The organism is Thermococcus sp. 4557, assembly GCF_000221185.1.
GTDB lineage: Archaea > Methanobacteriota_B > Thermococci > Thermococcales > Thermococcaceae > Thermococcus.
Genome location: NC_015865.1, coordinates 771,199 through 794,926, shown reverse-complemented (window position 1 = coordinate 794,926; position 23,728 = coordinate 771,199). Strand labels below are relative to the sequence as shown.

29 protein-coding genes and 2 tRNA genes are annotated in these 23,728 nt (G+C 56.1%); 19 read left to right on the top strand and 12 right to left on the bottom strand.

Annotated features, from left to right (window positions below; translation table 11 throughout):
- Positions 1-78: 78 nt before the first annotated feature.
- Positions 79-618, top strand: a complete 540-nt coding sequence (locus GQS_RS04120; protein WP_014012409.1) for a TATA-box-binding protein — start codon at positions 79-81, stop codon at positions 616-618.
- A 103-nt stretch (positions 619-721) separates the two neighbouring features.
- On the opposite strand, the gene GQS_RS04115 is transcribed toward GQS_RS04120, so the two are convergent.
- Together GQS_RS04115 and GQS_RS04110 are read right to left on the bottom strand one after the other, a co-directional pair.
- The gene (locus tag GQS_RS04115) at positions 722-1,681 is read right to left on the bottom strand and encodes a lipopolysaccharide assembly protein LapB (protein ID WP_014012408.1); all 960 of its coding nucleotides are present in this window, start codon (positions 1,679-1,681) and stop codon (positions 722-724) included.
- A gap of 69 nt (positions 1,682-1,750) precedes the next feature.
- Positions 1,751-4,750 (bottom strand): PKD domain-containing protein, encoded by a 3,000-nt coding sequence (locus tag GQS_RS04110; RefSeq protein WP_048056522.1) that lies wholly within the window; start codon positions 4,748-4,750, stop codon positions 1,751-1,753.
- Positions 4,751-4,951: 201 nt separating this feature from the next.
- Here GQS_RS04110 and GQS_RS04105 point away from each other — a divergent pair, with 201 nt between their 5' ends.
- The 12 genes from GQS_RS04105 (at position 4,952) to GQS_RS04055 (ending at position 14,167) form a co-directional block, all read left to right on the top strand.
- Positions 4,952-5,896 (top strand): ribonuclease Z, encoded by a 945-nt coding sequence (locus tag GQS_RS04105; protein WP_014012406.1) that lies wholly within the window; start codon positions 4,952-4,954, stop codon positions 5,894-5,896.
- Entirely contained in the window at positions 5,893-6,594 is a 702-nt protein-coding gene (locus tag GQS_RS04100; protein ID WP_014012405.1) for a TraB domain-containing protein, read from the top strand. Before GQS_RS04105 ends, GQS_RS04100 begins: the two co-directional genes overlap by 4 nt.
- A complete protein-coding gene (locus GQS_RS11000; RefSeq protein WP_014012404.1) occupies positions 6,594-6,770 on the top strand; it encodes a Lar family restriction alleviation protein in 177 nt (58 codons plus the stop codon). The genes GQS_RS04100 and GQS_RS11000 overlap by 1 nt, the downstream gene beginning before the upstream one ends.
- Before the next feature lie 49 nt (positions 6,771-6,819).
- Positions 6,820-6,999, top strand: a complete 180-nt coding sequence (locus GQS_RS04095; RefSeq protein ID WP_014012403.1) for a KH domain-containing protein — start codon at positions 6,820-6,822, stop codon at positions 6,997-6,999.
- A 20-nt stretch (positions 7,000-7,019) separates the two neighbouring features.
- Complete coding sequence (locus GQS_RS04090; protein WP_014012402.1) at positions 7,020-7,628, top strand: site-2 protease family protein; 609 nt, start codon at positions 7,020-7,022, stop codon at positions 7,626-7,628.
- A 66-nt stretch (positions 7,629-7,694) separates the two neighbouring features.
- Complete coding sequence (gene pgiA / locus GQS_RS04085) at positions 7,695-8,264, top strand: glucose-6-phosphate isomerase (RefSeq protein WP_014012401.1); 570 nt, start codon at positions 7,695-7,697, stop codon at positions 8,262-8,264.
- A gap of 71 nt (positions 8,265-8,335) precedes the next feature.
- Complete coding sequence (locus GQS_RS04080) at positions 8,336-9,697, top strand: ADP-specific glucokinase (protein ID WP_014012400.1); 1,362 nt, start codon at positions 8,336-8,338, stop codon at positions 9,695-9,697.
- Between the two features lie 69 nt (positions 9,698-9,766).
- Complete coding sequence (locus GQS_RS04075; RefSeq protein WP_014012399.1) at positions 9,767-11,170, top strand: mannose-1-phosphate guanylyltransferase/mannose-6-phosphate isomerase; 1,404 nt, start codon at positions 9,767-9,769, stop codon at positions 11,168-11,170.
- Positions 11,170-11,598, top strand: coding sequence for a hypothetical protein (locus GQS_RS04070; protein ID WP_014012398.1), 429 nt, complete (start codon positions 11,170-11,172; stop codon positions 11,596-11,598). Before GQS_RS04075 ends, GQS_RS04070 begins: the two co-directional genes overlap by 1 nt.
- Before the next feature lie 10 nt (positions 11,599-11,608).
- The gene (gene glmM / locus GQS_RS04065; protein ID WP_014012397.1) at positions 11,609-12,976 is read left to right on the top strand and encodes a phosphoglucosamine mutase; all 1,368 of its coding nucleotides are present in this window, start codon (positions 11,609-11,611) and stop codon (positions 12,974-12,976) included.
- Between the two features lie 64 nt (positions 12,977-13,040).
- Positions 13,041-13,523, top strand: a complete 483-nt coding sequence (locus tag GQS_RS04060) for a permease (RefSeq protein ID WP_014012396.1) — start codon at positions 13,041-13,043, stop codon at positions 13,521-13,523.
- The gene (locus tag GQS_RS04055; protein ID WP_014012395.1) at positions 13,520-14,167 is read left to right on the top strand and encodes a permease; all 648 of its coding nucleotides are present in this window, start codon (positions 13,520-13,522) and stop codon (positions 14,165-14,167) included. The genes GQS_RS04060 and GQS_RS04055 overlap by 4 nt, the downstream gene beginning before the upstream one ends.
- A gap of 9 nt (positions 14,168-14,176) precedes the next feature.
- On the opposite strand, the gene GQS_RS04050 is transcribed toward GQS_RS04055, so the two are convergent.
- From GQS_RS04050 to GQS_RS04020, 7 genes are all read right to left on the bottom strand, one after another.
- On the bottom strand, positions 14,177-14,977 hold the full coding sequence (locus GQS_RS04050; protein ID WP_014012394.1) for a proteasome assembly chaperone family protein: 801 nt from the start codon (positions 14,975-14,977) through the stop codon (positions 14,177-14,179).
- A gap of 1 nt (position 14,978) precedes the next feature.
- Entirely contained in the window at positions 14,979-15,158 is a 180-nt protein-coding gene (locus tag GQS_RS04045) for an RNA-protein complex protein Nop10 (protein WP_014012393.1), read from the bottom strand.
- Positions 15,158-15,985, bottom strand: coding sequence for a translation initiation factor IF-2 subunit alpha (locus tag GQS_RS04040; protein WP_014012392.1), 828 nt, complete (start codon positions 15,983-15,985; stop codon positions 15,158-15,160). The genes GQS_RS04045 and GQS_RS04040 overlap by 1 nt, the downstream gene beginning before the upstream one ends.
- Positions 15,986-16,086: 101 nt before the next feature.
- The gene (locus tag GQS_RS04035; protein WP_012571194.1) at positions 16,087-16,284 is read right to left on the bottom strand and encodes a 30S ribosomal protein S27e; all 198 of its coding nucleotides are present in this window, start codon (positions 16,282-16,284) and stop codon (positions 16,087-16,089) included.
- Between the two features lie 3 nt (positions 16,285-16,287).
- Positions 16,288-16,572: a 50S ribosomal protein L44e gene (locus GQS_RS04030; RefSeq protein ID WP_014012391.1), complete on the bottom strand. Its 285-nt coding sequence runs from the start codon at positions 16,570-16,572 to the stop codon at positions 16,288-16,290.
- A gap of 123 nt (positions 16,573-16,695) precedes the next feature.
- Positions 16,696-17,289 (bottom strand): lysine exporter LysO family protein, encoded by a 594-nt coding sequence (locus GQS_RS04025; RefSeq protein WP_014012390.1) that lies wholly within the window; start codon positions 17,287-17,289, stop codon positions 16,696-16,698.
- The gene (locus tag GQS_RS04020; RefSeq protein ID WP_014012389.1) at positions 17,286-17,531 is read right to left on the bottom strand and encodes a hypothetical protein; all 246 of its coding nucleotides are present in this window, start codon (positions 17,529-17,531) and stop codon (positions 17,286-17,288) included. Before GQS_RS04020 ends, GQS_RS04025 begins: the two co-directional genes overlap by 4 nt.
- Before the next feature lie 186 nt (positions 17,532-17,717).
- Here GQS_RS04020 and GQS_RS04015 point away from each other — a divergent pair, with 186 nt between their 5' ends.
- Entirely contained in the window at positions 17,718-18,917 is a 1,200-nt protein-coding gene (locus GQS_RS04015; RefSeq protein WP_014012388.1) for a pyridoxal phosphate-dependent aminotransferase, read from the top strand.
- A 14-nt stretch (positions 18,918-18,931) separates the two neighbouring features.
- Here GQS_RS04015 and GQS_RS04010 read toward each other — a convergent pair whose 3' ends face one another.
- Positions 18,932-19,135 carry a MoaD/ThiS family protein gene (locus GQS_RS04010; RefSeq protein ID WP_014012387.1) on the bottom strand — a complete coding sequence of 68 codons (204 nt, stop codon included), beginning with the start codon at positions 19,133-19,135 and terminating at the stop codon, positions 18,932-18,934.
- Between the two features lie 102 nt (positions 19,136-19,237).
- On the opposite strand from GQS_RS04010, the gene GQS_RS04005 reads away from it, so the two are divergent.
- The 5 genes from GQS_RS04005 (at position 19,238) to GQS_RS03985 (ending at position 22,810) form a co-directional block, all read left to right on the top strand.
- Positions 19,238-19,323 (top strand) — tRNA-Ser (locus GQS_RS04005).
- 21 nt (positions 19,324-19,344) lie between these two features.
- Positions 19,345-19,419, top strand: a tRNA-Cys gene (locus tag GQS_RS04000).
- 746 nt (positions 19,420-20,165) lie between these two features.
- Complete coding sequence (locus tag GQS_RS03995) at positions 20,166-21,434, top strand: Nre family DNA repair protein (RefSeq protein ID WP_014012386.1); 1,269 nt, start codon at positions 20,166-20,168, stop codon at positions 21,432-21,434.
- A 65-nt stretch (positions 21,435-21,499) separates the two neighbouring features.
- Positions 21,500-21,688: a hypothetical protein gene (locus GQS_RS03990; protein WP_014012385.1), complete on the top strand. Its 189-nt coding sequence runs from the start codon at positions 21,500-21,502 to the stop codon at positions 21,686-21,688.
- 3 nt (positions 21,689-21,691) lie between these two features.
- A complete protein-coding gene (locus GQS_RS03985; RefSeq protein WP_014012384.1) occupies positions 21,692-22,810 on the top strand; it encodes an alkaline phosphatase family protein in 1,119 nt (372 codons plus the stop codon).
- 202 nt (positions 22,811-23,012) lie between these two features.
- Here GQS_RS03985 and GQS_RS03980 read toward each other — a convergent pair whose 3' ends face one another.
- The gene (locus GQS_RS03980) at positions 23,013-23,396 is read right to left on the bottom strand and encodes a hypothetical protein (protein WP_014012383.1); all 384 of its coding nucleotides are present in this window, start codon (positions 23,394-23,396) and stop codon (positions 23,013-23,015) included.
- 67 nt (positions 23,397-23,463) lie between these two features.
- Positions 23,464-23,658 carry a hypothetical protein gene (locus GQS_RS03975; protein WP_148236362.1) on the bottom strand — a complete coding sequence of 65 codons (195 nt, stop codon included), beginning with the start codon at positions 23,656-23,658 and terminating at the stop codon, positions 23,464-23,466.
- Positions 23,659-23,728: the final 70 nt, after the last annotated feature.

Here is a 23,728-nt window from a genome sequence, read left to right as displayed (position 1 = left end):
TCTGATAGAGCAATGAAATGTCATGTGAGCTTCCGTTAAAGTTAAGGTTCCGTCGCGAACTTTAACGCGGTGGGTAAAATGTCCCTAAAGGTTGAGAACGTGGTAGCTTCCATCGACTTACACGGTGGAATAGACGTTGAGAAGGTGGCAAGTAAACTGGACTCCGTGCATTATAACCCTTCTGTATTCCCGGGAGCTGTTTACAAGATGGAGTCCTTTGGGGTGACGTTTTTGATATTTTACTCCGGAAAGCTCGTCTGCACGGGGGCAAAGAGCGTTGAAACGATTAGGAAAGCCACTGAGAAGCTCAAACGAACGCTTGAAGCTATGGGCATGAAGTTCAGGGGGGAGCCTGAGATACAGGTTCAGAACATCGTGGCCGCGGGCGACCTGGGCCTTGGGACGCTCGACCTTGACATCGTTGCACTAACCCTTCCCAACGTGGAGTACGAGCCTGAAATCTTTCCAGGTGTGGTCTACAGGGTCAAAAACTCCAGGATGACAGTTCTCATCTTCAACAGCGGGAGAGTGGTTGTCTCAGGGGCCAGGACGGAGGAGGACATCAAGAGGGCCGTGGAGGAGCTCACCAGGGATTTTGAAAAATACGGCCTGATATAGCGGGTGGAAACGGGGTCGTGGCTTTCTCTCTTTTTGTGTTTTTGTGTTCATGTTTTTCAAAATGAAATAAAACGTGAGGGAAATACTTCCCGGCGACGCTTTTTTAGAGCTCTGCCTCACCGAGCAGCTCTAGGAGGTCGAGCAGACGCGGGTCCTTGACCTTTTCCAGGGCCTTGCTCGCCTCCTCTCCCTCGATTTTGCCGTCCTTGTAGAGGGCTATCGCTTTTACGGCCTCGAAGAAGTCCGCCAACTCCGGGAGCGCCCTGGCGAACATGTCCATGTGGAGGTAAACCGTCTCGAAATCGTCTTCGAGCATCAGCTGCCAGAGGACGTCCATCAGCGAGCCGAAGGCTATGTCCTCGTAGTCCGAGCCCCGGGCGTGGATGAGGGCGTAGAGACACTCCTGCAAAGCCGCCTCGTAGTTCTCGTCCTCCTCGAATATCTCCTCGAAGCTCAGGTGTATCTCCACGAGGAGGTCTTTCTTGTTCAGAACCTTCGGGAGAAGGCCAGCGAGCATGGCCTTTGCCTCGTAGGTCTCCCCTGACTCAAAGAGCACGTAGGCCTTGTGGATGGCTACCCTCAGAACCTCGTCCTCGTTTCCGAGTTCGCGGTGTATCTCCTCGGCTTTCTCCATGAGTTCGATGGCCTTCTCGTACTCCTGAAGTTCCTCGTGGATGAGCGCCATGGCGTAGTAGATTTTCGCTATGTTCCCCTTGTTGCCCTTCTCGGTCTCTTCCTCGAGGAGGGCCCGATAGAGCTCGAGGCTCTTCTCCAGCTCTCCGATGAGGTAGTAAAGGTCGGCCAGCTCGAACTTTACCTCAAACGTGTCCTCCTCTTCGACCAGCTTCTCAAACTCGCTCAGCTTGTCAATCCCCAGGAGCTCGCTGAAGTAGTAAACGGTGAGCTTGTAAAGTTCGAAGTCTCTACACTCCAGGGCGAGCTTTTCGGCCTTTTCGAGGACCTCCTTAAGCTCCTCGTCGCCCAGCTCGTCAACCCTGTGGTACAGAAGGTCTGCGACCTTTTTGCAGTCCTTTTCCTCGATTGCCTTCAGAATCTCATCCATCTCAGAACACCTCAGAATAATTAGCCGTCCGGAAGTATTTAACGCTTTGGTTAAAATTAAATGGAGGAGTCAGCGTCTCCTCCAAAGGGCCAGGAGTGCGGCCAGAATGACGACTATTCCCGGTCCGCACGTGCTCCCTGACTCAGTCGGGGATGGCTGGGTGCTGGAGGGACTCTTCTCTGGGGAGCTGGTTGTCCCACTCGGCGTGCTTGACGTCGTTTCGGATGGTGTAGTGGTAGTTGGGGCTTCGGTTGATGTCGTCTCGGTTGGCGAGGGGCTCTCCGCGGCTCCAACCGTGATGGTGATTCTCCTGACGTCCTCTCCTCCACCGTCGTCCCTCACCTTCAGGGTCACCGTGTAGTTGCCGGCGCTTGAATACACATGGATCGGTTCAGCCTCGCTGGATGTGCTCCCGTCCCCAAAATCCCAGCTCCAGCCAACTATGTCTCCGTCCCTGTCGTAGGACTTGTCCGCGAAGCTTATCTCCTCCCCGGCCTTCGGCTCCTTTGGCAGGAACGTAAAGTCAGCCGTCGGAGGATAGTTCTGTGGTTCTACCCTTATCTCCTTGTAGTAAGTTCCCTTCAGTCCGTTCTCGTCTTCAACGGTCAGCATAACCGTGTATGAGCCGGGGTTCGTGTACGTGTGCCTCGGGTTCCGCTCGGTTGAAGTGCTTCCGTCGCCGAAGTTCCAGCTCCACCTGGCAACGCTTCCGTCCGGGTCCGTGGAGCTGTCGGTAAAGAGCACCTCGTCTCCGGCCTTGATCTCGGCGGGCGAGTAGCTGAAGAGCGCCGTTGGCTTCTCGTTGGGTTTGACGTTTATCCCTGCCGTACAGGTGGCGTTGGCGTTCCAGGGGTCGTAGACCATCAGGATGACCTTGTATTTCCCTTCCTCGCGGTAAACGTGTCCAACTTCCGTGCCGTTGCCCTCGGCCCTAGAGCCGTCTCCGAAGTCAATCTCCCACCTCATGGAGCCGTTCTCAGGGTCGTTTAAGTTCAGGGCGAAGTCAACTTCGAGCGGAAGCTTCCCGGAGCTTGGAGAGGCTGAAATCGAGCACTCCGGAGGTTTGTTCATGAGCAGCAGGGCATAGTAGTCTATCGTGAAGAAGCCGAAGTTTATCAGTATCGGGCTTCCGCTCCTCGCCTCGTAGTGCTCCCCCTTGCTCGGCACGAGGAAGTCGAGAACCAGGTGTCCGTCCTCGCTGTCGAGGTAGATAACACCGGTTGCGTTGTACCACATGCTCGGGTCGCTTATGCCTCCCTTGTAGACAACCTTGACGCTGGTCTCGTTGGAAACGGTCACCTCGTGGGTCGTTACCTTCTCGTATCCGTAGCTGCCCTCCATCTTCAGGTCGAGGCTTGACGTGGGTGAGGTGTAGCCCCCTCCGATGCCGAGGGAAACGCCGACGTTGAAGGTGTTCTTGCTCTTCGTCCATCTCAACTCCTTGACTGCCCTCTCGTAGGAGCTCCCCACCTGGCCGACCTCTATGGTGAAGGTGTCGAGAAGGTTTCCGGGCTCGTAGTTCTTCAGCTCGTTCAGGTTCTCGGGGTAGGTGTTTATGTCCCCAATCTCGTGGAGCTCCGACTTGTAGTTCTGGAAGTGGACGTGGGGCGGCCCCTTGGGAACCGTCACGAGTATGTACTGCTGCTCGCCGTTCACCACCGCCAGCTCCGGTGGGCTTATTATGGGAAACTCGTAGACGTCGTAGTCCGTGGTTACGTAGAGCGCCCCGTCACCCATGTCGGAGGTGAGTCCGTAGGTTATGCTCTCCTCGTAGCTCCGTCCCCTCTCCCTCTGGAGCTGGAACCCCATGTTCATTTTCAGGTTGACCTCAGCGTAGGCGACCTTCTTGTTGCCCATGACCGCCTTCATTCCGAGGCTCATCTTGACGTCGTGGGTGGACTTCACCGAGAACTTTGTTGCCTGGGTTTTTTCGGTCGTGAACTCCGAGTAGAATACCCCCGTCTTGTTGATGACGTCGTAGTCAACCGGCGGAGCGTTTATCACGGCTATAACGAGGTTCTCAACGTGCATCCTTCCCTTCCTTGGCGGTCCAACGACTATTGAGTCGCCGTTCACGTCGCCAACTGCGAGGCCCGCCCCATAACTGAACTCCGTCTTCAGGCCCTTCGGCCCGTTCAGCAGGTCGCCTCCGAGGTTGTAGACCTTCACGTAGCCGTCCTGGGAGGCCCAGACTATCTCGTCGAGGCCGTCTGCGTTGACGTCTCCAACTGCCATCCTGTCCCCCTTTTGGAAGGGCATCACGAAGGTCGCTAGCTCTCTCCCCTCCAGCTGGGCGCCCTTCTTTGAGAAGCCAAAGACGTGTATGCCCCTCTCCTGGTAGTCGTCCGAGTCCTGAGTGGCAATTACCAGCTCGTTCAGTCCGTCGAGGTTGACATCTCCAATCGCTATCTCGTCCCTCGATGTCAGCTCGAAGTAGTCCTCCGTTGGGAGACTCCCCATAACGTTGCCGTTCGTATCGTAGAGGGTTATGATGTTTGCACTCACGTCGGCATGGACTATCTCGGCCTTTCCGTCTCCGTCGAGGTCACCCACGGCTATTGAATCGCCATCCGCGAAGTCGTCAACCTTGAAGCGGTTCAGGCGGTTGAAATCCTCGTCAAATACGCTTATCCAGTTGTTCCTGTCGGCGTGGACTATCTCCGCCTTCCCGTTGCCGGTGAGGTCTCCACAGGCTATGTCGTCTCCGGCCTCGAAGTTGACGTCGTGCTTGCCCAGCTCGGTTCCTTCCATCGTGTAGATGTATATCTTGTCCGTGCTCCTGTCGCCCTGGATTATCTCGGCCTTCCCATCTCCGTTAACGTCACAGGCAGCCATCTCATCCCACTTTTCGTATCCGGTGTGGAATTTCCCGATGACGTTCCCACTCTCGTTCTCATAGGCCCAGAAGTAGTCCCCGCGGTCGCCGATGATGATTTCTTCATCGGCTATGACCATACCCCCATAACCGTCAACGAGGTCGGATTCCTCCGCGGTGACCCTGTGACCCGGCATGATGAATACCGAAAAGGCCAGAAGCAGGATAACAACCAAAGCGGTCTTTCGTTTCATACAAATGCCCCCTCAAGCTGAGCCCACGAAGGTTCCCAGAATGGTAACCTACGTAAACCCAATACTTATTACACTTCAAAATATAAAACGATTTTCATAAACATGTCTTACATTTATGGAGGATAACTAGAAAAATTTTCAGAAAGTTCCCGACGGTGAAGGCCCCGGGAGCTTTTTAAACTTCTCCTCGGAGGTGATAACATGCTTGAAGTGATTTTCCTTGGCACCGGCGGCATAATGCCCACTAAGGAGAGAAACGTCCCGGCGGTAGCGCTCCGATACAAGGGTGAGATTATACTCTTCGACGTCGGGGAGGGCACGATGAGGCAGATGAACACTGCAAAGCTCAGCCCGATGAAGGTGGAGAAGATTTTCATCACCCACTTCCACGGCGACCACTACCTCGGCCTGGCCGCCCTGATACAGACGATGAACCTCTGGGACAGGGAAAAGCCCCTCCACATCTACGGTCCCAAGTACACCTTCGAGTTCGTCCAGCACTTTCTCCAGAGCGGCTTCTTCAGGCCGGGCTTCGATATACACGTTCACGAGCTCGGTGAGACGAGGCTGAAGTTCGGGGACTATGAAATCTGGAGCTTCAAGGTCGAGCACGGCGTTCCCGCCCTGGGATACGTCTTCCGGGAGAAGGACAGGCGCGGAAAGTTTCTTCCCGAGAAGCTCGCCGAGTACGGGCTGAGCGAGGGGCCGATACTCGGAAAGCTTGAGCGGGAAGGTAAAATCGAGTGGAACGGGCGGATAATCCGCCTCGAGGACGTCACCGGGCCGAGGAGAAAAGGTCTCAAGGTCGTCTACACCGGCGACACAGAGCCCGCCGAAAGGGTGAGGCTCTTCGCCGAAAATGCCGACCTCCTCATCCACGAGGCGACCTACCTGAATTCTGAGGATAGGGGCGACAGCTATCACTCAACGGTGGAAGAGGCCTGCGAGGTTGCTAAAAAGGCCAAGGTTAAGCTTTTGGCACTCTTCCACAGGGCCTTTCGCTACACCTACGATGAATACCTGAGCGAAGCCTCGAGGATATGCCGCGATTTTGGAGTAGATTTCGTGGTTCCAAGGGATTTCGACATTTTGACGTTTAAATCGGGCGAATTCAGCGTGAGAAACCTTCTGGAGGAGAGAGGATGAGCTATCTTCGCTACGTTAAGCTCATAGGCACGATGCACGTTTCGCCGAAGAGCAGGGAGGAGGTCATCAGAACGATACTCGATGAGAGGCCCAACGCCGTTGCGATAGAGCTCGACAGGGCGCGCTTCCTTGCCATGAACGAGAACAGGGAGATGACCCTCGAGGATGCCCTCCGCTTCGGCAGGAAGGGATTGATAAACTACGCTTTAGCCAAGGTCGAGGAGAAACTGGGAGAGGAGTTTGGGATGAAGCCCGGTGAGGAGATGAAGGCGGCCATAAGCGCCGCTCAAACCCTTGGCATCCCCCTCTACCTTATAGACGAGGACATCAACGTCATACTCTCCAAGATAGCCGCCGCCCCTGGGAGGGAGAAGCTCCTGATGGCCCTGGAAGCTCTGGGGATATTCCTGCCCGTCAGGCTCGGCGAGCCCTCCGACCCAATGGCCGAGTACAGGGTCATGATGGTGGAGTTCAAGCGCCGCTACCCCTACCTCTACCGCGTTCTGGTCGAGGAGAGGAACGAGGTCATGGCGAGGAACCTCGTCTCCATAGTCGAGAACCTGAAGCTCCGGGGGGTTAAGAGGCCGAAGGTCATAGCCGTTGTTGGTCTCGGTCACAAGCCTGGGATAGAGCACCTCCTCGACAGGGCAAAGGAGCGGAGGTTCCTCTCACCCTATTGGACAGCGGGGGTGATGTGATGGAGAGAAAGCATCTGGTCTGCCCGCTCTGCGGCGGAACGGATTTTAAGGTTGAAGAGGGGAAGATAGACAGCAAATGGGGCTTTACGGCGCACAAGGTTAAGATAGTCATCTGCAAGAACTGCGGCTACGTCATGATGTTCCACAAAGGAAGAACCATCTGGGACTTCGACTGATTCGTTACTTTTATATTTAGAACCGCCACAGGATTCTTGGGGATTCGCCATGAAGGACAGACTCGAGAAGATGCTCAACGTCAAGATTCTTGAAATTGAGGAGATTGAGGACAAGATAGTCGTTTACGTTCCGGAGGATCAGGTGAGGATAGCGGTGGGAAGCGGCGGTGCCGCAGTTAAAGCCGCAGAGCTTGTAATCGGCAAGAAGATTGAAGTGAAGGGCAGGTGAGCCTCCCCGCGGGGGTCCCGATGGGTTACGAACCGTGGAAGGGAATTCACAGGGACGGCATGGGAAGGAGGGAGATCGAGGATTTACTGATTTCTTTTCTAGTCCTCGCTCTGCTGTTTTCCAACTTTGACCCCTATGCGATTCCCTACTCCACCATCGCCGTTCTGACGGCCTTCATCTTCCACGAGCTCGCCCACAGGCAGGTGGCGCGGCACTACGGCTACAGGGCGTACTACAAACGCTGGGACACAGGAATACTCCTGGCGCTTCTCATGGGCATAGCGATGCGCCTTCTCACAGGAACGACGTGGATATTCGCCGCCCTCGGTGCCGTTCAGGTCTACGCTCCCTACGCTGTGGATTCCAGAGAGGCCTTCGGGAGGATAGCCCTCGCGGGCCCGCTTACCAACATAGCCGTCGGCGCTGCCGCACTGGTGGCCATGAGGACAGTGGCTCCGTTCACGCCCCTCTGGTGGGTCATCAAGACCACTGCAACGGTCAACCTGTGGCTGGCGTTCTTCAACCTGCTCCCCTTCCCGCCCCTGGACGGCTCCAAGGTCGTCCGCTGGAACGCCGGCTACTGGGCGGTCTCCATCGGCGTCGCCTACCTCCTCTTCAGACTGCTGTAACACTTTCGGTGATACAGAAGGGAAAGGTTAAATAGGCCCACCCTCACTTCTATCACGGTGGTTCCAATGGAGTACAAGAATCCGCTGGGTGTTGATATTGACCTCGAAACCGGCGTCATTCCCGGGGCCAAGAAGCTCGTCAGGAGGCTCAGCGACCTGAAGGGGTACTTCGTCGACGAAACAGCCTACGAAGAGCTTCTCAGGGAGAACCCGGTTGTTTACGAGGTTTACGCGATTGAACAGGAGGAGAAGGACGGCGACCTCAACTTCGCAACCACCGTTCTCTACCCGGGTAAGGTCGGGAAGGAGTTCTTCTTCACGAAGGGACACTACCACTCGAAGGCCGACAGGGCGGAGATATACTACGGTATCAAGGGGAAGGGCGGAATGCTCCTCCAGACGCCGGAAGGAAGGGCTGAGTGGATACCAATGGGGCCCGGAACGGTTGTCTACGTCCCGCCCTACTGGGCCCACAGGACCGTTAACACAGGCGACGAGCCCTTCATATTCCTAGCGGTCTATCCAGCCGACGCCGGCCATGACTATGGCAGCATAGCCGAGAAGGGCTTCTCCAAGCTGGTCATCGAGGAGAACGGCGAAGTCAAGGTTGTGGACAACCCGAGATGGAAGGAGTGAACCTTTGATTTCCCTTTTTCTCACCGCAACCCTTATTAACTTTCAGCAGTTACATCACTCCCGGTGATACAATGTCCTGGGACGCTCTCTACTCATCGGCCTTCGATAAAGTTCGCGGGAACATCGAAAAGGTTGGAGGAGTTCTTCTCGCCTACAACACGAACATCGACGCCATAAGGTACCTTGACTCCAGAGACCTGGAGCGGCGGATAGAGCTGGTCGGAAAGGACGGGGTTCTGAGGTACTCCGATGAGCTTCCGGGGAGGATAGAGAACGTCCCCCAGCTCCTCGGCGGGATTCTCTGGAGCATCAGGCGCGGAAAGGCGGCAGAACTCTTCGTCGAGAGCTGCACCGTCAGGTTCTACATGAAGCAGTGGGGCTGGGACGAGCTGAGGATGGGCGGCCAGGTGGGGATAATGGCCAACCTCCTCGGCGGCGTTTACGGCGTCCCGGTAATAGCCCACGTTCCCCAGATTTCGAGGCTCCAGGCCGAGCTCTTCAAGGACGGTCCGATCTACGTTCCCAAGGCCGAGAACGGGAGGCTTAACCTCGTCCACCCGAGGGACTTCGGCGGCGACGAGGAGAACTGCATCCACTACATCTACGAGTTCCCGCGCGGGTTCAGGGTTCTCGGCTTCGAGGCGCCCCGCGAGAACCGCTTCATTGGCGCCGCCGATGACTACAACCCGAACGTCTACATAAGGCCCGAATTCACCGAACACTTTGAGGAGATAGCGAAAAAAGCAGAGCTGGGAATCATCAGCGGTCTCCAGACCCTAACAGGAGGGAACTACCGCGAGCCTTTCGAAGAGATGGTGCGCCACCTCGAAATCCTGAACGCGAGGGACGTTCCGGTTCACCTTGAGTTTGCCTTCACCGCGGATGAGACCGTGAGAAGGGCCCTGGTTGACGTCCTGGGCCATTTCCACAGCGTCGGCCTCAACGAGGTCGAGCTCGCCTCGATAATGGAGGTCATGGGTGAGAAAGGTCTGGCTGAGAAGCTCCTAGCTGACGACCCGGTGGACCCAATCGCGGTCACCGAGGCCATGCTCAAGCTCGCCGGGAGGACAGGCGTTAAGAGGATACACTTCCACACCTACGGCTACTACCTCGCCCTGACGGACTACAGGGGGGACTTCGTCCGCGACGCGCTGCTCTTCGCGGCACTGGCTGCCGCCGCCAAGGCGAAGCTCGGCGACGTTCGTTCCATAGACGACGTGGTCAAGGCCATGGACGTCCCGGTGAACGAGAATGCTGGGGCGGTGGAGGAGAGACTTACCGAGGAGTACGGCATGAAGAACGGCATCGCTGAGATCGACGGTTACCAGCTTTCCTTCGCCCCGACGAAGATAGTGGCCAAGCCCAAGAGCACCGTCGGAATCGGCGACACCATATCGAGTTCGGCCTTCGTTGGTGAGTTCGCCCTCCGCTAAGTTTCATTTTTACGCCAAAGTTAAAAACAAATGGGCCCAAGTATTGTGCAGAAATCAGGGGTGGTTACCATGAAAACGCTTATTCTTGCGGGGGGCAAGGGAACGCGCCTCTGGCCGCTGAGCAGGGAGCTGATGCCGAAGCAGTTCGTTCGGTTCCTGGACGATCGTTCCCTCTTCCAGAGAACCGTGGAACGGGTACTCAATCTCGGGTTCTCAAGGCCGGATGAAATATTCGTCGTGACCAATAATGCGTACAAGTTCAGGGTTCTCGACGACATCAGGGAGCTCGGCCTGGAGCTTCCGAAGGAGAATATCCTGCTCGAACCGGAGGGGAAGAACACCCTGCCTGCCATTTACTGGGGCATAAAGCAGGTTGAGGAAACCTTTGGGGATTCAATCGTCGCCGTTCTCCCAAGCGACCACCTGATAGAGGCAGATGAAGCCTACGAGAGGGCTTTCAGGAACGCGGAGAGGCTCGCCAAGAACTATCTGGTTACCTTCGGGGTAAAGCCGACCCGCCCCCACACCGGCTACGGTTACATAAAGCCGGGCGAGGCTCTGAGAGAAGGCGACGAGCTCATCGGTTACCGCGTCGATGAGTTCAAGGAGAAGCCGGACTTCGAAACTGCAAAGCGCTACGTTGAGAACGGCTACTACTGGAACAGCGGCATGTTCATGTTTGATACCGAGGTTTTCATCGGGGAGATCCGCCAACACGCCCCCGACGTGTACGAGGCCTTTGAGAACGCTGGGAGTGTGGATGAAGCCTACCGCGCCGCCCCTGACATCAGCATAGACTACGGAATCATGGAGAAGACGGACAAGGCCGCGGTGGTGCCACTCAACGTCTACTGGAACGACCTGGGCAGCTTCGACGCCATCTACGAGGTTATGGGGAAGGACGAGAGCGGAAACGCCGTAAAGATTGGCGGCAGGAAGTCGGAGTACATTCCCCTGAACTCCCGGAACAACCTCGTGATGACGGAGCGCCTGACCGCGACGGTCGGTGTTGAGGACCTCATAATAATAGACACTGACGACGCCCTTCTCATCGCGCACCGCGGGGAGAGCCAGCGCGTCAAGGAGGTTTACAAACTGCTCAAGGAGCGCGGCGACCAGAGGGTCTTTGTCCACAGGACGGCATACCGCCCCTGGGGAAGCTACACCGTCCTCGAGGAGAACGAGCGCTACAAGATAAAGCGCCTCACCGTTCTGCCGGGTAAGAAGCTCTCCCTTCAGATGCACTACCACCGCTCTGAGCACTGGGTGGTGGTCAGGGGCACGGCAAAGGTTCGCGTCGGGGAGAAGGAAATCCTCCTCCGGCCGGGTGAGAGCACGTTCATACCTGCGGGTGTCGTTCACAGGCTTGAGAACCCCGGAAAGGTCGTTCTTGAGGTCATTGAGACCCAGATCGGGGAGTACCTGGGTGAGGACGATATAGTTCGTTTTGAGGACGATTTCGGGAGGGAGTGATGATGGCTGAAGAATCTGAAAAGAATGAAAAGAAGGAGAAGGTCAAGAACTGCGGGGATGAGTGGGAGCGGTTCAGCGGCTCCATATCTTCCCTTTCGCTCAGCCTTCTGCCCACGCTGCTCTTCGTGCTCATAATGTCCTACATAATCGTCGTGGGGCTTCAGAACGCGGATATAACCTTCACCGTTCAGGGACAGGAGGTCACCATAACCTACCCGCAGATAGACATACCGGTGGACTACTCCGCCATAAAGAACGCGGTTATATACCTGTTCGCCGCGATACTGATCGGCATTCCCGTGCCCCTGCTCTCCGGCAAGTGGAAGCCGCTGAAGATAATCGTCTCGCTGATTCAGGCTGGGGCGTTCGTCTACGGACTCTACATCTTCGTGATGATGATAATCAACTTTGCCAGTGCTCTAATGTGAGGTGATTGCAATGGGAAGGCTGTTCGGTACCTTCGGCGTCAGGGGGATAGCCAACGAAATGATAACCCCAGAGTTTGCCCTCAAGATGGGCATGGCCTTCGGAACGATGCTCAAGCGCGAGGGGAGGGAGAAACCCCTGGTAGTGGTCGGCATGGACACCCGCGTCAGCGGGGAGATGCTCAAGGGCGCGCTTATAAGCGGCCTTCTCAGCACCGGCTGCGACGTCATCGACGTTGGCATCGCGCCCACCCCTGCGATCCAGTGGGCAACGGATCACTTTAAAGCGGACGGCGGGGCCGTAATAACTGCCAGCCACAACCCGCCCGAATACAACGGCATAAAGCTGCTCGAACCAAACGGCATGGGGCTGAAGAAGGAGCGCGAAGCCGTCGTGGAGGAGGTTTTCTTCAAAGAGGACTTCGACAGGGCCAGATGGGACGAGATAGGCGACGTCAGGAAGGAGGACGTCATCAGGCCCTACATCGAGGCGATAAAGAGCAGGGTTGACGTTGAGGCGATCAAAAAGCGGAGACCCTTCGTGGTCGTGGACACATCCAACGGTGCAGGCAGTCTAACGCTCCCCTACCTCCTCCGCGAGCTCGGCTGCAAGGTCGTCAGCGTCAACGCCCATCCGGACGGCCACTTCCCGGCCAGAAACCCGGAGCCGAACGAGGAGAACCTGAAGGGCTTCATGGAGATCGTGAAGGCCCTCGGTGCCGACTTTGGGGTTGCCCAGGACGGCGACGCCGACAGGGCGGTTTTCATAGACGAGAACGGCAGGTTCATACAGGGCGACAAGACCTTCGCTCTGGTTGCCGATGCAGTTCTGAGGGAGAACGGCGGAGGGCTTCTCGTCACGACGATAGCCACTTCAAACCTTCTCGACGATATAGCGAGGAGGAACAACGCGGAAGTCATGAGAACGAAGGTCGGCGACCTCATCGTTGCGAGGGCTCTCCTCGAGCACAACGGAACCATCGGCGGCGAGGAGAACGGCGGCGTTATCTTCCCGGACTTCGTCCTCGGCAGGGACGGGGCGATGACGGCGGCAAAGATAGTCGAGATCTTCGCGAAATCCGGCAAGAAGTTCAGCGAGCTGATAGATGAGCTGCCGAAGTACTACCAGTTCAAGACGAAGAAACACGTTGAAGGGGACAGAAAGGCCATAGTTGCCAAGGTCGCCGAGCTCGCTGAGAAGAGGGGCTGCACTGTTGACACCACCGACGGGACTAAAATCCTCTTCGAGGACGGCTGGGTTCTCGTCAGGGCCAGCGGGACGGAGCCGATAATCAGGGTCTTCAGCGAGGCCAAGAGCGAGGAGAAGGCCGAGGAGTACCTTGAGCTGGGATTGAACCTTTTGGAAGCGGCACTGGGCTGATTACCTGATGCCGCCAGTTAGTTTTTTATAAACCTTTTTTCATGCTTCTCATGGTGGAAAAGCCATGAACACGACTGCCCTGTTTATAAACGTTCTAGCCCTCGTCTGTCTCCTCATCGGTTTCTGGAAGGACGAGGCCAGGGCGCGACGGGCCCTAGTGGTTGCCGCGAAGTCGTTCGTCAGAATTCTTCCAACGATGCTCGCCATAATCCTGATCATAGGGCTGATGTCCGGTTTTGTGCCGGAGAAAACAATCTCTGAGATCGTGGGGGAGGAGGCGGGGCTGGTTGGTATTCTAACCGTTGCATTCCTCGGCGCGATACTGCACATCCCCTCCCTGATAGCCTTCCCCCTCGCGGCCTCGCTGCTTGAAAAGGGTGCCTCCGTGACCTCGGTTGCCGTCTTCATAACGACGCTGACGATGATCGGCTTCGTGACGTTGCCCCTTGAGATGAGAATTCTGGGGAACAAGCTGGCCCTGCTCAGGAACGCCCTCAGCTTCATCGTCGCGATCATTATCGGCCTCATCATGGGGGTGATACTTTGAGGGAAACCCCGCGCCGCCCGGACGTCAGGCCTCCTGGACGTCAGGGAATGAGCCAGGGGGCGATGAAGAACCAGAGGAAAGCATTCCTGCGCGACCTTTTGTTCCTTGGAGTTGTGGCCCTGATAACAGCGGTGCTCCTCTTGATGTTTCCGGAAAAGAAAGACCCGGTCTTCTCGGCCTCCGAGAACTTCCTCGTGGAGATGCTTCTCATAATGCCGGCCGTTATGGTGCTGATGGGCCTGTTCTCGGTCTTCGTTCCCGATGAGCTAATCGTGAGATACCTTGGGGGGAACTCTGGGGTAAAAAGCATGCTGCTCGCGATATTCATCGGGGCCTTTCCAACGGGTCCGCTCTACGTGGCCTTCCCCATAGCGGCGTCCCTGCTCAAAAAAGGTGCCCGTGTTGCGAGTGTTATTGCCTTCCTCTCTGCCTGGGCGTGCATAAAGATTCCCCAGGAGCTGGTAGAACTCCAGTTCCTTGGCGCGGGTTTCATGCTGGCGAGACTCACCCTCACTGTGGTCTTTGTGCTCGCTATGGGCTTACTCATAGAGCGGATTGTTGGCAGAGAACTGCGGGATGTACCGGGGATTCCCAATCCTGGGAAGCCTGAAGTTTCAAGCGGTCAAAAAGAATCGAAGAGATAAAGCGGAAGATCAGAGGTAGCCCCTGTCTTCCTCCTCCGGGGTGGGAGGCATCTGCTGCTCCAGCATGGCCCTCTGCATCTCCTGAACCTTCCTGAGTATCTCCTCGGTCTCCTTGGCGCGCTCTTCGAGGGCGGTCATGTCGAGTTCGAGGCCGAGGATTTTGGTCACAGCGAGAAGGACGGACTTTGCAGCCTTCGCATCAACGATGTAGCCAAGGCTCTCGCCGAGCAGGCTTATCCCGTACATCGAGCGGAGCTTGCCCATGCCGAGCAGGAGGCCGGCGGCGCCGACTATCGCTCCCCCTTCGTCCTCGCGCCAGATAACCTCGATGCCGCAGCCTTCCAGCTTTTTCTGGTAGTGCTCAACGAGCTCTTCGTGGGTCACCGCGGCCAAAACCCTCGGCTCCCCCTGAAGCTCCGGCACCTGGTAGCCGCCCATCGTGATTATCTCACGGACGCCAAACTCGTTGACGAAGTCCAGCATCTTCCCGACGACCTCGAAGTGGCCGGGGCTGTCTGTGGGTGGAACCTGCTGGTCGCCGGTGATGATTATGATGTCCCTGCCGTTTTCGTCGGGGTTCTTCCAGTAGTAGAACTCGTTCTTCATCAGCTCGACGACGGAGTTCTTCTTGATGAGGACCTGGTGCATGAAGTGCGGCGAGTAGAGGTCGGCGAACTTGACCGCGTTGAGCTCCTGAATGAGGTGCTCCGCGGCGAGCTTTCCAACCAGGCCTATGCCAGGCAGTCCCTCGATAAAGACGGGGTCCCTGAGTTCCGGCCTCTCGTAGACGTGGATGACTGACTCCTTCATCTCAATCCCTCCCGGCAATGCCCAGCTGCTCGCGCTTCAGCCTCCTCCTGTACTCGCCGTAGGGGTCCTCCGGCGAGAAGCGCGGCGGGTGGGCTACCTTGGTCTTCTCACCGCATACGGGACATATCTCCTTCAGCGTGTAGCGCCCGCAGCTGGGGCACTTCCTGATCCGGAAGTGCATCATGAACCCCTCTTTTTGACCTTCTTAATGCGCTTCTCCTTCCTTATGAGCGTCGCTTCGCCGCCCGCTTCCTTTATAACGCGGAGTATCTCCTCGGCTATGTTCTCAAGGACCTCCTCCGCCTTGTAGTAGTCCGGGGCGGTGATGTCTATCCTGTACCTCGGCGCTCCCTGGTAGGAGAACTTGACGTCTATTTCCTTCTCCTCGTTGGCCCTGTCGCGGGCCCTTATGAGGGCCTCCCTGATTATCTCGATGCCGTCGGGCTTCGGAACCGTTATCTCAAACTCCGCGTCGATCGTGACGGTCGGAATCTCGACGTAGGCCTCGATTATCGGCTTCAGGGCCTCCGCCCACTCGTCGCTGATGAGGTCCTTGAGGACGTCCATGCCGTTCTGGGCGGCGTCCTCAAAGGCGGCGTAGACCTCTCCGTACTCCTCCTCGAGGGGAACCCAGACCTCTTTCCAAGCGGTTTCGAAGTCCTTCCCTATCTTCTCGGCCGCCATCTTGAGGAGGTTCTCGGCCTTCTGGGCGCGCTTGTACTCCTGGAGCTTGGCCTTCCTCTGCTGCTGGTTCACCCTCTTGAGGCTCAGGTCGATGTGCCCCTTGCTCGGGTCAACGCGTATAACCTTGGCGACTATCTTCTGTCCCTCTTTAACGTGGTCCCTGATGTTCTTGACCCAGGTGGAGGCGACCTCGCTTATGTGCATGAATCCCTCCTTTCCGGGGTACTCGTCGAGCTTGAGAAATGCACCGTAAGGGTGAATGCTCTTGACGGTAGCAACCACGAACTCTCCCTCTTCGGGGTACTCTTTGGCTTTCCTCGGCATTACAACCACCTCTAATTTTCTCTGCCTGGGTAAGTTACGAAAAGAGGTATTTAAAGTTTAGCAGAAGCCTCCGGGCACGGAGGCAAAGGAAAGGGAAAGGTTCACTCGAGAACCTCGAGTATCTTGGCCTTTATGACGCCCTTTCCGCCGGTCGGCTCGACGAGGGTCGCGCCGCAGACGAGGCAGCGGACGGTGGTCGCCGGGTTGCTGAAGACTATCTGCTCGTTGCCGCAGTCAATGCACTTGACGCGGAGGAACCTGCTCCTCGGCATCGGGATGAGGTTCTTCGGGAGCGCCATGGATCACACCTCCACCAGCTCAAACTTCTTAACGCGGAAGCCCTGTCCCCTCGTGTGGGCCTTGCCGCAGACGGTGCACCTGAACCTGAGGTCAAGCTTCTTGACCGGCTTCTCCCTTCCGGCCGGGTTCGGCCTCGGGAAACCGCGGTAACCCTTCATGATCCTGCGGAAGCGCCTCTGACCCTGGCTCAGCTCGCTCCTCGGTCTCTTCTTGACCTTCTCGACCTTGTGGATGGTGTGCTTCTTACAGTAGGGGCAGTAAGTCCTTATCTGCTTCGGATACTTCATTCTCTCACCTCCACGCAGAGGCCCGGTGGGTTCCTACTCGCCCCAGCCTCGGACACCCCCGAGCCGTGAGGCATGATAGTGCCTGCAAACCCCGGTAGCCGCGAGGCTTTAAAAAAGTTTTTCTCACCCGCCGGCTAACAGCTGGAGTATAAAGGGAACGACGAAGGGCACCAGTGCGGTGAGGACGAAGCCGTGGACGAAGGCTATAAGCGCGACCTCGCTTCCCCCAAACTTCGTCATTATCGGCAGCGTCGTGTCCATAGTGGTTGCACCGCCCATGGAAACCGCCAGCTCCTTTCGCATCTTCCCGATGGCAACGGGGTACAGCAGAACGGTGAATATCTCCCTGGTGAGGTTGGCCAGGAAGCCGAGGGTGCCGTAAACCGTTGAATACTGGGCTATTAGGGGGCCCGCGAGGCTGTACCAGCCGCAGCCAGCGGCGACGGCAAGTCCCCACCTGAGTTCTATCCCCAGGATAAGGGAAGCGGCGATGCCACCGAGGAGCGAACCCAGGAGAGTGCCGAGGGGCAGTTTTATGGCGAGCCTTCCGAGCTTCCTAATCTCCGCAAGCCGGAAGCTCTGGCCGAGGTCTATTCCGATTATCAGTATCAGCAGGTAGAGCATGACCTCGTAGAGGTTGCCGAATTCGGGGGCATAGAAGTGCCCGGCGAGTATACCTGCACCCAGTGCGACCAGAACGTAGACCAGAAACCTCATCCCCTTCCCCCCACGAGGAGAGCGACCCCAACGCTCCCCGCTATGGTCAGGGCCGCGAAGACGATGGACGAACTGAGGAGCCACAGGGCGTCTATCTTCACCTTCCCTGCCTCGACACCCATGAAGAATATCAGGAGCAGCAGTGCGGCGCTCATCGGGAGGTCTACGTTGAGCTTTTTCCCTTGCTTTCTGAGAACGTACCCTATCAGAACGCCGGCAAGCAGGGGGATGAATATGTTCATGCAACGAGATGGCTCTGAATGTTAATAAACGTATCGAGGGGCTCGGAGGGTGTTCACGTCATCATCCGTGAGCTTTCAGTTTGCTTGCTAATCGTCATCGCCCCGAAAAACTACTCGCCCGGCTTTTTAAACCTCCCGGGCAAAGGTTTTTACGATGAATCTCCTCTCATTCAAATGGTGATCCACATGATTCGCGCATCCGAGAGAGCCATGGGAATCAAATACGCCATAAGGGATGTCGTCCTTCCCGCAAGGGAGCTGGAAAAGAAGGGAATAAATGTTATACGCCTCAACATTGGCGATCCTGGTAAATACGACTTCCAGCCGCCGGAACACATGAGGGAGGCGTACTGTCGTGCCATAAGGGAAGGCCACAACTACTACGGTCCCAGCGAGGGTCTGCCCGAGCTGAGGGAGGCGATAGTAGCCAGAGAGAAGAGGAAGAACGGGGTGGATATAACGCCCGAGGACGTCCGCGTCACAGCCGCCGTCACGGAAGCCCTCCAGTTTGTCTTCGGGGGCCTCCTTGATCCGGGAGACAACATACTGGTTCCGAGCCCGAGCTATCCCCCCTACGTCGGTCTCGTCAAGTTCTACGGTGCCGACCCGAGGGAATATCTCACCGTTGAGGAGGATGGCTGGCAGCCGGACATCGATGACATGAGGCGGAAGATAGACGAGAGAACGAAGGCCATAGCACTCATAAACCCGAACAACCCGACGGGGGCGCTCTACGAGAAGAAGACAGTGAAGGCAGTCCTCGACCTCGCCGGCGAGTACGACCTGCCCGTAATCAGCGACGAGATATACGACATGATGACCTACGAGGGGAAGCACGTCTCACCCGGCTCCCTCACAAAGGACGTTCCCGTTATCGTCATGAACGGCCTCTCAAAGGTCTACTTCGCCACCGGCTGGCGTCTCGGCTACCTCTACTACGTGGATCCGGAGAACAGGCTTGAGGAGGTCAGGGAGGCAATAGACAAACTGGCCCGCATTAGGGTCTGCCCGAGCACCCCCGCCCAGTTCGCGGCCATAGCCGGCATGACCGGTCCGATGGATTACCTGGAGGAGTACATGGCGAAGCTCAAGGAGAGGAGGGACTACGTCTACAAGCGCATCCAGGAGATACCGGGTGTGAGTGCCCAGAAGCCGCAGGGTGCCTTTTACATCTTCCCAAGGATAGACGAGCGCTCAGCCTGGAAGAACGACTTCGACTTCGTTATGGATGCCCTCCACGAGGCGCACGTGCTCTTCGTCCACGGCTCCGGCTTCGGCTACGCCGGTGACTGGCACTTCAGGATAGTCTTCCTGCCGCCGGTTGATATACTCGAGGAGGCCATGAACAGGTTTGAAAGCTTCATGAGGAAGAGACTTGGGGCTTGATGCCCCTCCTTTCTTCATCCTCCCGAAACGACGGGAATAACTTCAACGTAGTCGCCGTCCTTCACGTTCTCGTCTTCAAGTGCGACCCTTCCGTTGAGCTTTGCTATCGCGCTTTCTGTGTTGAAGCCGACGGCCCTCAGCACGTCGGCTACCTTCATGCCCTTCTCCCACTCGACCTCCGTCTCGATTCCCCTTCCCAGGACCTTGACCCTGATCATCTCTCACCACCCCCATGAACTCCGAGGGAGTCTTTTATAAATCCGCCGGAAGCCAAAAAACTTAAAAACCCTCCCCGGCTCATATAACCTGGGCACGGGAGTGCCGCGGTAGCCTAGCCTGGTAGGGCGCCGGCCTGCTAAGCCGGTGGCCGTTGGCCACAGGGGTTCAAATCCCCTCCGCGGCGCCAAAATCTTTCTCCGGGTCGAATGCCGGGATAGCCTAGAGGCGAGGCGGTGGACTGCAGATCCGCTTTACGGGGGTTCAAATCCCCCTCCCGGCTCCACCTCAACCCTTTCTAACGAAAGCGTTGACGGAAAAACTGCGTGCAATTCTAACAACGATTGTTTTCTACGTGGTTTACGCTCCAATTGCTACTTTTACAGCGTTTCACTCCCCACAAGGCGTCCACCGGACGCCAGAATAAAAGTGAAACCTGATTAATGGCTTGTTTTAAATTTAAACCCCTTCATAGGCAGAGTTTAGAGCGCACGCTCTATTTATAGCAGTTTAAAAAGGAAGGGAACTCTTTTGGTCAAGCTTTGTTAAAGCTTGCTCTGTACTCTCAAACCCCCGGAGTGGGGCTACGCCCCACAACCCCGTTTTCTCTAAAACTCCGGGGGGCTAACGCCCCCACACCTCCAAAATTTCGTCTGCGCGACGTCGAGCTTTGTTCGACGCAAGGGGCGACGGTCTTGCAGGGTTTGATTAATGATATGATTCCTTTTGAAAAGCGTGTTCTGGAGTGGATTTCTTCAAGGACCACTTTTTGGGTAGAAAGGGTATTCATTCCGGGAGGAGTTTTCAGGAGGGTTCAAGCGTTTTTGGCGCTCCTTTGGAGCGCGGTTCAAGTAGAACCCAACGTGGAAAAAGCTTATTTTCGCCGACCCAACTGTCTAAGGGCCTAGATTGGGCTTGAAATCCCTTCTATAACGAAGCCTCACAACGAATCACAAACTTTTGGTCAAGCTTTGCGCAAGCAAAGGTTGCTCGCAACAAACCATAAATACCTCCCCGTTTACCTTACCTTCGATGAGCGCCCCGGTCTTCAACTCGAAACTCTGTGCGATCTGCAAGGGCAGAAAGCTCCTCTGCGGCAGGCCAACCTGTCCGATTCTTGAGAGGTTTAGAGTAGCCCGCACCGTCGAGCAGAGACTGAACAAACGCCACCTCTTTGGCTCCTCGCCGCCGAGCATCTTCGTTGGGGAGTACGGCTATCCGAAGGTTAGAATCGGCCCCCTTGTTCCGCCCATCGAGGGGAAGACTGACTACCTCGACAACCCGCTTAAATGGGAGAACAAAACGATAAGAGACATCCTCTACTACCGCTCCCTCCTCGTCATGGGTGAGACGAAGGCGGACGTCCACGTGAGACGGAGCGGCAGGATCCTCGACGAGGTTCAGGAGCTGGCGATGTCTATAAAGCCCGTTGACAGCGAGATTCTCCTCAAGAGGAAGCCCGTTCTCAAAGTCCTCCCGAGCGAGTTTGCACCGCCTATCGGGCCGAAGGCGGAACTTTTAGATTTTGAACTCACGGAGAATCCCCGCATTCCGAGGAGGACTGACTACGTCGTTAGTGACGAGCTGAAGGCGGAAGCGGCGATAATGCGCCTCTATAACTGGGGCTTCGACGAGTACTACATCATAAGGCTCCTCTCCGCCGGTCTTCTGGGCCTGGACAAAAGGCTCGTCCCAACGAGGTGGAGCATTACGGCAGTTCAGGATACGATAGGCAAGAACCTGCGGCGCGAGATTCTGCACAACCCGGAGATAAACGACTACGAGGTCTACTTCTACCGTTTCCTCGGCAACCACTACGTCGTTCTGCTCATGCCGGAAAGCTACGCCTTTGAGCTTCTGGAGGTCTGGCTTAAGGGGTCTCTCTTCGGTGCGAGCGAGCCGAGTGTAATCCACGACTACGAGGACTTCCGCGGGAGGAAGGAGTACGTCAAGGAAACCGCCGGCGCATATCACGCTGCCCGTTTAAGCGTCCTCGAAGCCCTGCGGGAGAGAAGGAGGCAGGCGAGGGCCGTTGTCTTCAGGGAGGTCACCCCCGAGTACTACGCACCGGTTGGCGTCTGGCAGATTCGCCTCGGGGTGAAGAAGGCGATGGGTAATCTCATTGGCAGGTTTGAGACGCTCAATGAAGCGCTCGACGCCGTAAGGAGGCGCCTTGAACACCCGTTTGAGAAGTACCTCGCCAGGAGCTATATACTTGGCAGCTTGGCGAGGCAGAAAACTTTAGACGAGTGGCTCGGAAAGAATTTATACCGCCTCAACAGAGAGAAAGCAGGTGGATGATGACCACTCCATCCCACTGAAGATGATGAGTGCACGTCAGGCTGACACCACCTGGGGGTGATTGTGTGGAAGGGGTTGACGTTGTTAGGGAACTCATGCGGATTGAGAAGAAGCTTGAGCATATAGAGCGGCTCCTGAACGAGTTGCTTGAGGTGGAGGAGGGCTATGCTATAATGAAGCTCTCGGAAGAATCTCTAAAGGAGTTCCTCGATGAGCCCGACCTCTACACAGTTCACGATGTTTTAGGGGTTTGAACCATGAGAAAGAAGCTCGCCCTCATAAGTCTCGACGGGAACGGGGTCTACAACCTGAAGCACATGCCTTTCCTGAGCGAGCTTGCTGAAAGCGGTGAGTTCGCGGTGGTTGACTCCATCTTTCCAACGCTCACGGACTTAGTTCACACCAGCGTGATGACGGGGGTGTGGCCGAAAGACCACGGGGTCGTCGAGAACGGCTACTACGACCGGCTTAGCGACAGGAAGGTCAACTTCTACGACTACGAGGTGGCCTTTAATCCCCACAGGGTCATTAAGGCCCCGACCATCGTTGACCTGCTGCGGCAGAAAGGTGTTAGAACCGCGGCCGTCAGCGGCTATACGATGCCCCCGTTCAGCGGGACTGACGTTAGAATCTTCCCACCCTTCTTTGCCGGCGACAGGATGTACCGCCAGCACGGTCGCGATTGGAGGAAGGACGTCTGGGTCATGAACTCGGCCATATACCTGTACGAGGAGTGCAGACCGGATTTGCTCCTCGTCCACTTCGCCTCGATAGACGGCATGGGCCACGACCACGGGCCGCTGAGCGAGGGAGCGCTTAAAGCTGTGGAGACCGTGGACACAGCAGTCAGAACTCTCTGGGAACGCCTTAAAGATGAGTACGCTTTCGTTATTTTCGCCGACCACGGGCAGGAAGAGGTTCACACCTGGGTGAACCTGAAAACCTACCTGAGAAAGCACGGAATCGAGACGCTACGCGTCTCCTCCGGCGGCGGGGTTCATGTCTATCTGCGGAATCCAAACGAGGCCGAGGAAGCCTTTGAAGTTCTGAGAAAGGCACCGGGCGTTAAGGAGGTTTTCTTCCGGGACGAACTCTCCCACCTCGACAGCCCGAAGGGCGGCGAGCTGATAGTCTCTGCCAGGCCAGGCTACTGGTTCTGCTCCCACAGGATGTGCAAGGGCATAAAGGGAGTGAGCCACTGGGTTAAGGGAATGCACGGCTCGATGAACGAGCCGGTCATGAAGGTCCCGCTGGTTCTCTGGGGCTTCGAGAACGTTGAACTCGAAGAGCCGAGCCTGATGGACATAGCGCCGACTGTGCTTAGGTTCTTCGGGATAGAAAAACCCGGAAACATGGTGGGGAAGAGTTTGGTTTAAGCTGAAATGCCTCACAGTTCTTTTCGCAAAAGTTCTTCCGTCTCTTTCTCAATCAACTTGTCAATCTTCTTCCGTCCCCAGATTTTCGCCTTTGGACTTTCATAGTACTTGGTCAGCCTTTTCTTCGTATTTTCCTCAGGACGTCGGCGTTTTTCAGGCTTCATTGTGAGAGATGGGAAAGGGGAATTAAAACCAGTTGGAGTTAGGACTCCTTCGCCTTTATGCCCTTAGCCATTGATTCTCCAAGCTTCTCGCCCATCTTTTCGGCGAGCCTTTCGAGCATTTCCTCCTGCTCGAAGCGTTTGAGGCGGCGGTAGTTTATTACTAAAGACACCAAAGCAAACGTGAATGCTAGTGAAGAGAGAGCTAACATCCAGATTGGTACTTCAGCATACCACTCGGGATCAAAGAACAAAATAATATTGCCTGCCACAATTCCAATCAAGATGATTGCTGATTCTTTCATTTGGTCAATAACCCCCAATTTGCCAAATTCAGGGCGTTTGAACCATTTAGCGGGTTCAAGTAATCCGATAAAACTCGATATAAACAAAATAGTACCCCCTATAAAAGCTAGTGTTCCCATTTCCCTTCTCCCTCCGGGTACTTATAGATTTCCCTTCTCCCGAAGGGTATAATATCTGGAGAAAAGCTCAGAGCAGTCCGAGACGGAGGAGTTTGCGTTCTTCAAATGCCTTTTCTTCCTCGCGAATTTCCTGCATGATCTCCTTAGCAGACTTGTCGAGCTTTAGAATTCCACGCAACTCTACGCCATCCTCAATCGGGACAAGAACGACTTCATCTCCAAAGTCAAGGGCCTGAAATTTTCGCTTCCCCAATTCAACCACCGGAAAAGAACTCTCATTCGAGCACAAAAACCTTCCGATAAACGAGGAGAGAAAAGCAGAAGAGGGTAGA

What these genes read in the sequence shown, in the direction of transcription:
- GQS_RS04120 (WP_014012409.1), top strand. Translation starts at nt 79, where the DNA reads ATGTCCCTAAAGGTTGAGAACGTGGTAGCTTCCATCGACTTACACGGT.
- GQS_RS04115 (WP_014012408.1), bottom strand. Translation starts at nt 1,681, where the DNA reads ATGGATGAGATTCTGAAGGCAATCGAGGAAAAGGACTGCAAAAAGGTC.
- GQS_RS04110 (WP_048056522.1), bottom strand. Translation starts at nt 4,750, where the DNA reads ATGAAACGAAAGACCGCTTTGGTTGTTATCCTGCTTCTGGCCTTTTCG.
- GQS_RS04105 (WP_014012406.1), top strand. Translation starts at nt 4,952, where the DNA reads ATGCTTGAAGTGATTTTCCTTGGCACCGGCGGCATAATGCCCACTAAG.
- GQS_RS04100 (WP_014012405.1), top strand. Translation starts at nt 5,893, where the DNA reads ATGAGCTATCTTCGCTACGTTAAGCTCATAGGCACGATGCACGTTTCG.
- GQS_RS11000 (WP_014012404.1), top strand. Translation starts at nt 6,594, where the DNA reads ATGGAGAGAAAGCATCTGGTCTGCCCGCTCTGCGGCGGAACGGATTTT.
- GQS_RS04095 (WP_014012403.1), top strand. Translation starts at nt 6,820, where the DNA reads ATGAAGGACAGACTCGAGAAGATGCTCAACGTCAAGATTCTTGAAATT.
- GQS_RS04090 (WP_014012402.1), top strand. Translation starts at nt 7,020, where the DNA reads ATGGGTTACGAACCGTGGAAGGGAATTCACAGGGACGGCATGGGAAGG.
- pgiA (WP_014012401.1), top strand. Translation starts at nt 7,695, where the DNA reads ATGGAGTACAAGAATCCGCTGGGTGTTGATATTGACCTCGAAACCGGC.
- GQS_RS04080 (WP_014012400.1), top strand. Translation starts at nt 8,336, where the DNA reads ATGTCCTGGGACGCTCTCTACTCATCGGCCTTCGATAAAGTTCGCGGG.
- GQS_RS04075 (WP_014012399.1), top strand. Translation starts at nt 9,767, where the DNA reads ATGAAAACGCTTATTCTTGCGGGGGGCAAGGGAACGCGCCTCTGGCCG.
- GQS_RS04070 (WP_014012398.1), top strand. Translation starts at nt 11,170, where the DNA reads ATGATGGCTGAAGAATCTGAAAAGAATGAAAAGAAGGAGAAGGTCAAG.
- glmM (WP_014012397.1), top strand. Translation starts at nt 11,609, where the DNA reads ATGGGAAGGCTGTTCGGTACCTTCGGCGTCAGGGGGATAGCCAACGAA.
- GQS_RS04060 (WP_014012396.1), top strand. Translation starts at nt 13,041, where the DNA reads ATGAACACGACTGCCCTGTTTATAAACGTTCTAGCCCTCGTCTGTCTC.
- GQS_RS04050 (WP_014012394.1), bottom strand. Translation starts at nt 14,977, where the DNA reads ATGAAGGAGTCAGTCATCCACGTCTACGAGAGGCCGGAACTCAGGGAC.
- GQS_RS04045 (WP_014012393.1), bottom strand. Translation starts at nt 15,158, where the DNA reads ATGCACTTCCGGATCAGGAAGTGCCCCAGCTGCGGGCGCTACACGCTG.
- GQS_RS04040 (WP_014012392.1), bottom strand. Translation starts at nt 15,985, where the DNA reads ATGCCGAGGAAAGCCAAAGAGTACCCCGAAGAGGGAGAGTTCGTGGTT.
- GQS_RS04035 (WP_012571194.1), bottom strand. Translation starts at nt 16,284, where the DNA reads ATGGCGCTCCCGAAGAACCTCATCCCGATGCCGAGGAGCAGGTTCCTC.
- GQS_RS04030 (WP_014012391.1), bottom strand. Translation starts at nt 16,572, where the DNA reads ATGAAGTATCCGAAGCAGATAAGGACTTACTGCCCCTACTGTAAGAAG.
- GQS_RS04025 (WP_014012390.1), bottom strand. Translation starts at nt 17,289, where the DNA reads ATGAGGTTTCTGGTCTACGTTCTGGTCGCACTGGGTGCAGGTATACTC.
- GQS_RS04020 (WP_014012389.1), bottom strand. Translation starts at nt 17,531, where the DNA reads ATGAACATATTCATCCCCCTGCTTGCCGGCGTTCTGATAGGGTACGTT.
- GQS_RS04015 (WP_014012388.1), top strand. Translation starts at nt 17,718, where the DNA reads ATGATTCGCGCATCCGAGAGAGCCATGGGAATCAAATACGCCATAAGG.
- GQS_RS04010 (WP_014012387.1), bottom strand. Translation starts at nt 19,135, where the DNA reads ATGATCAGGGTCAAGGTCCTGGGAAGGGGAATCGAGACGGAGGTCGAG.
- GQS_RS03995 (WP_014012386.1), top strand. Translation starts at nt 20,166, where the DNA reads ATGAGCGCCCCGGTCTTCAACTCGAAACTCTGTGCGATCTGCAAGGGC.
- GQS_RS03985 (WP_014012384.1), top strand. Translation starts at nt 21,692, where the DNA reads ATGAGAAAGAAGCTCGCCCTCATAAGTCTCGACGGGAACGGGGTCTAC.
- GQS_RS03980 (WP_014012383.1), bottom strand. Translation starts at nt 23,396, where the DNA reads ATGGGAACACTAGCTTTTATAGGGGGTACTATTTTGTTTATATCGAGT.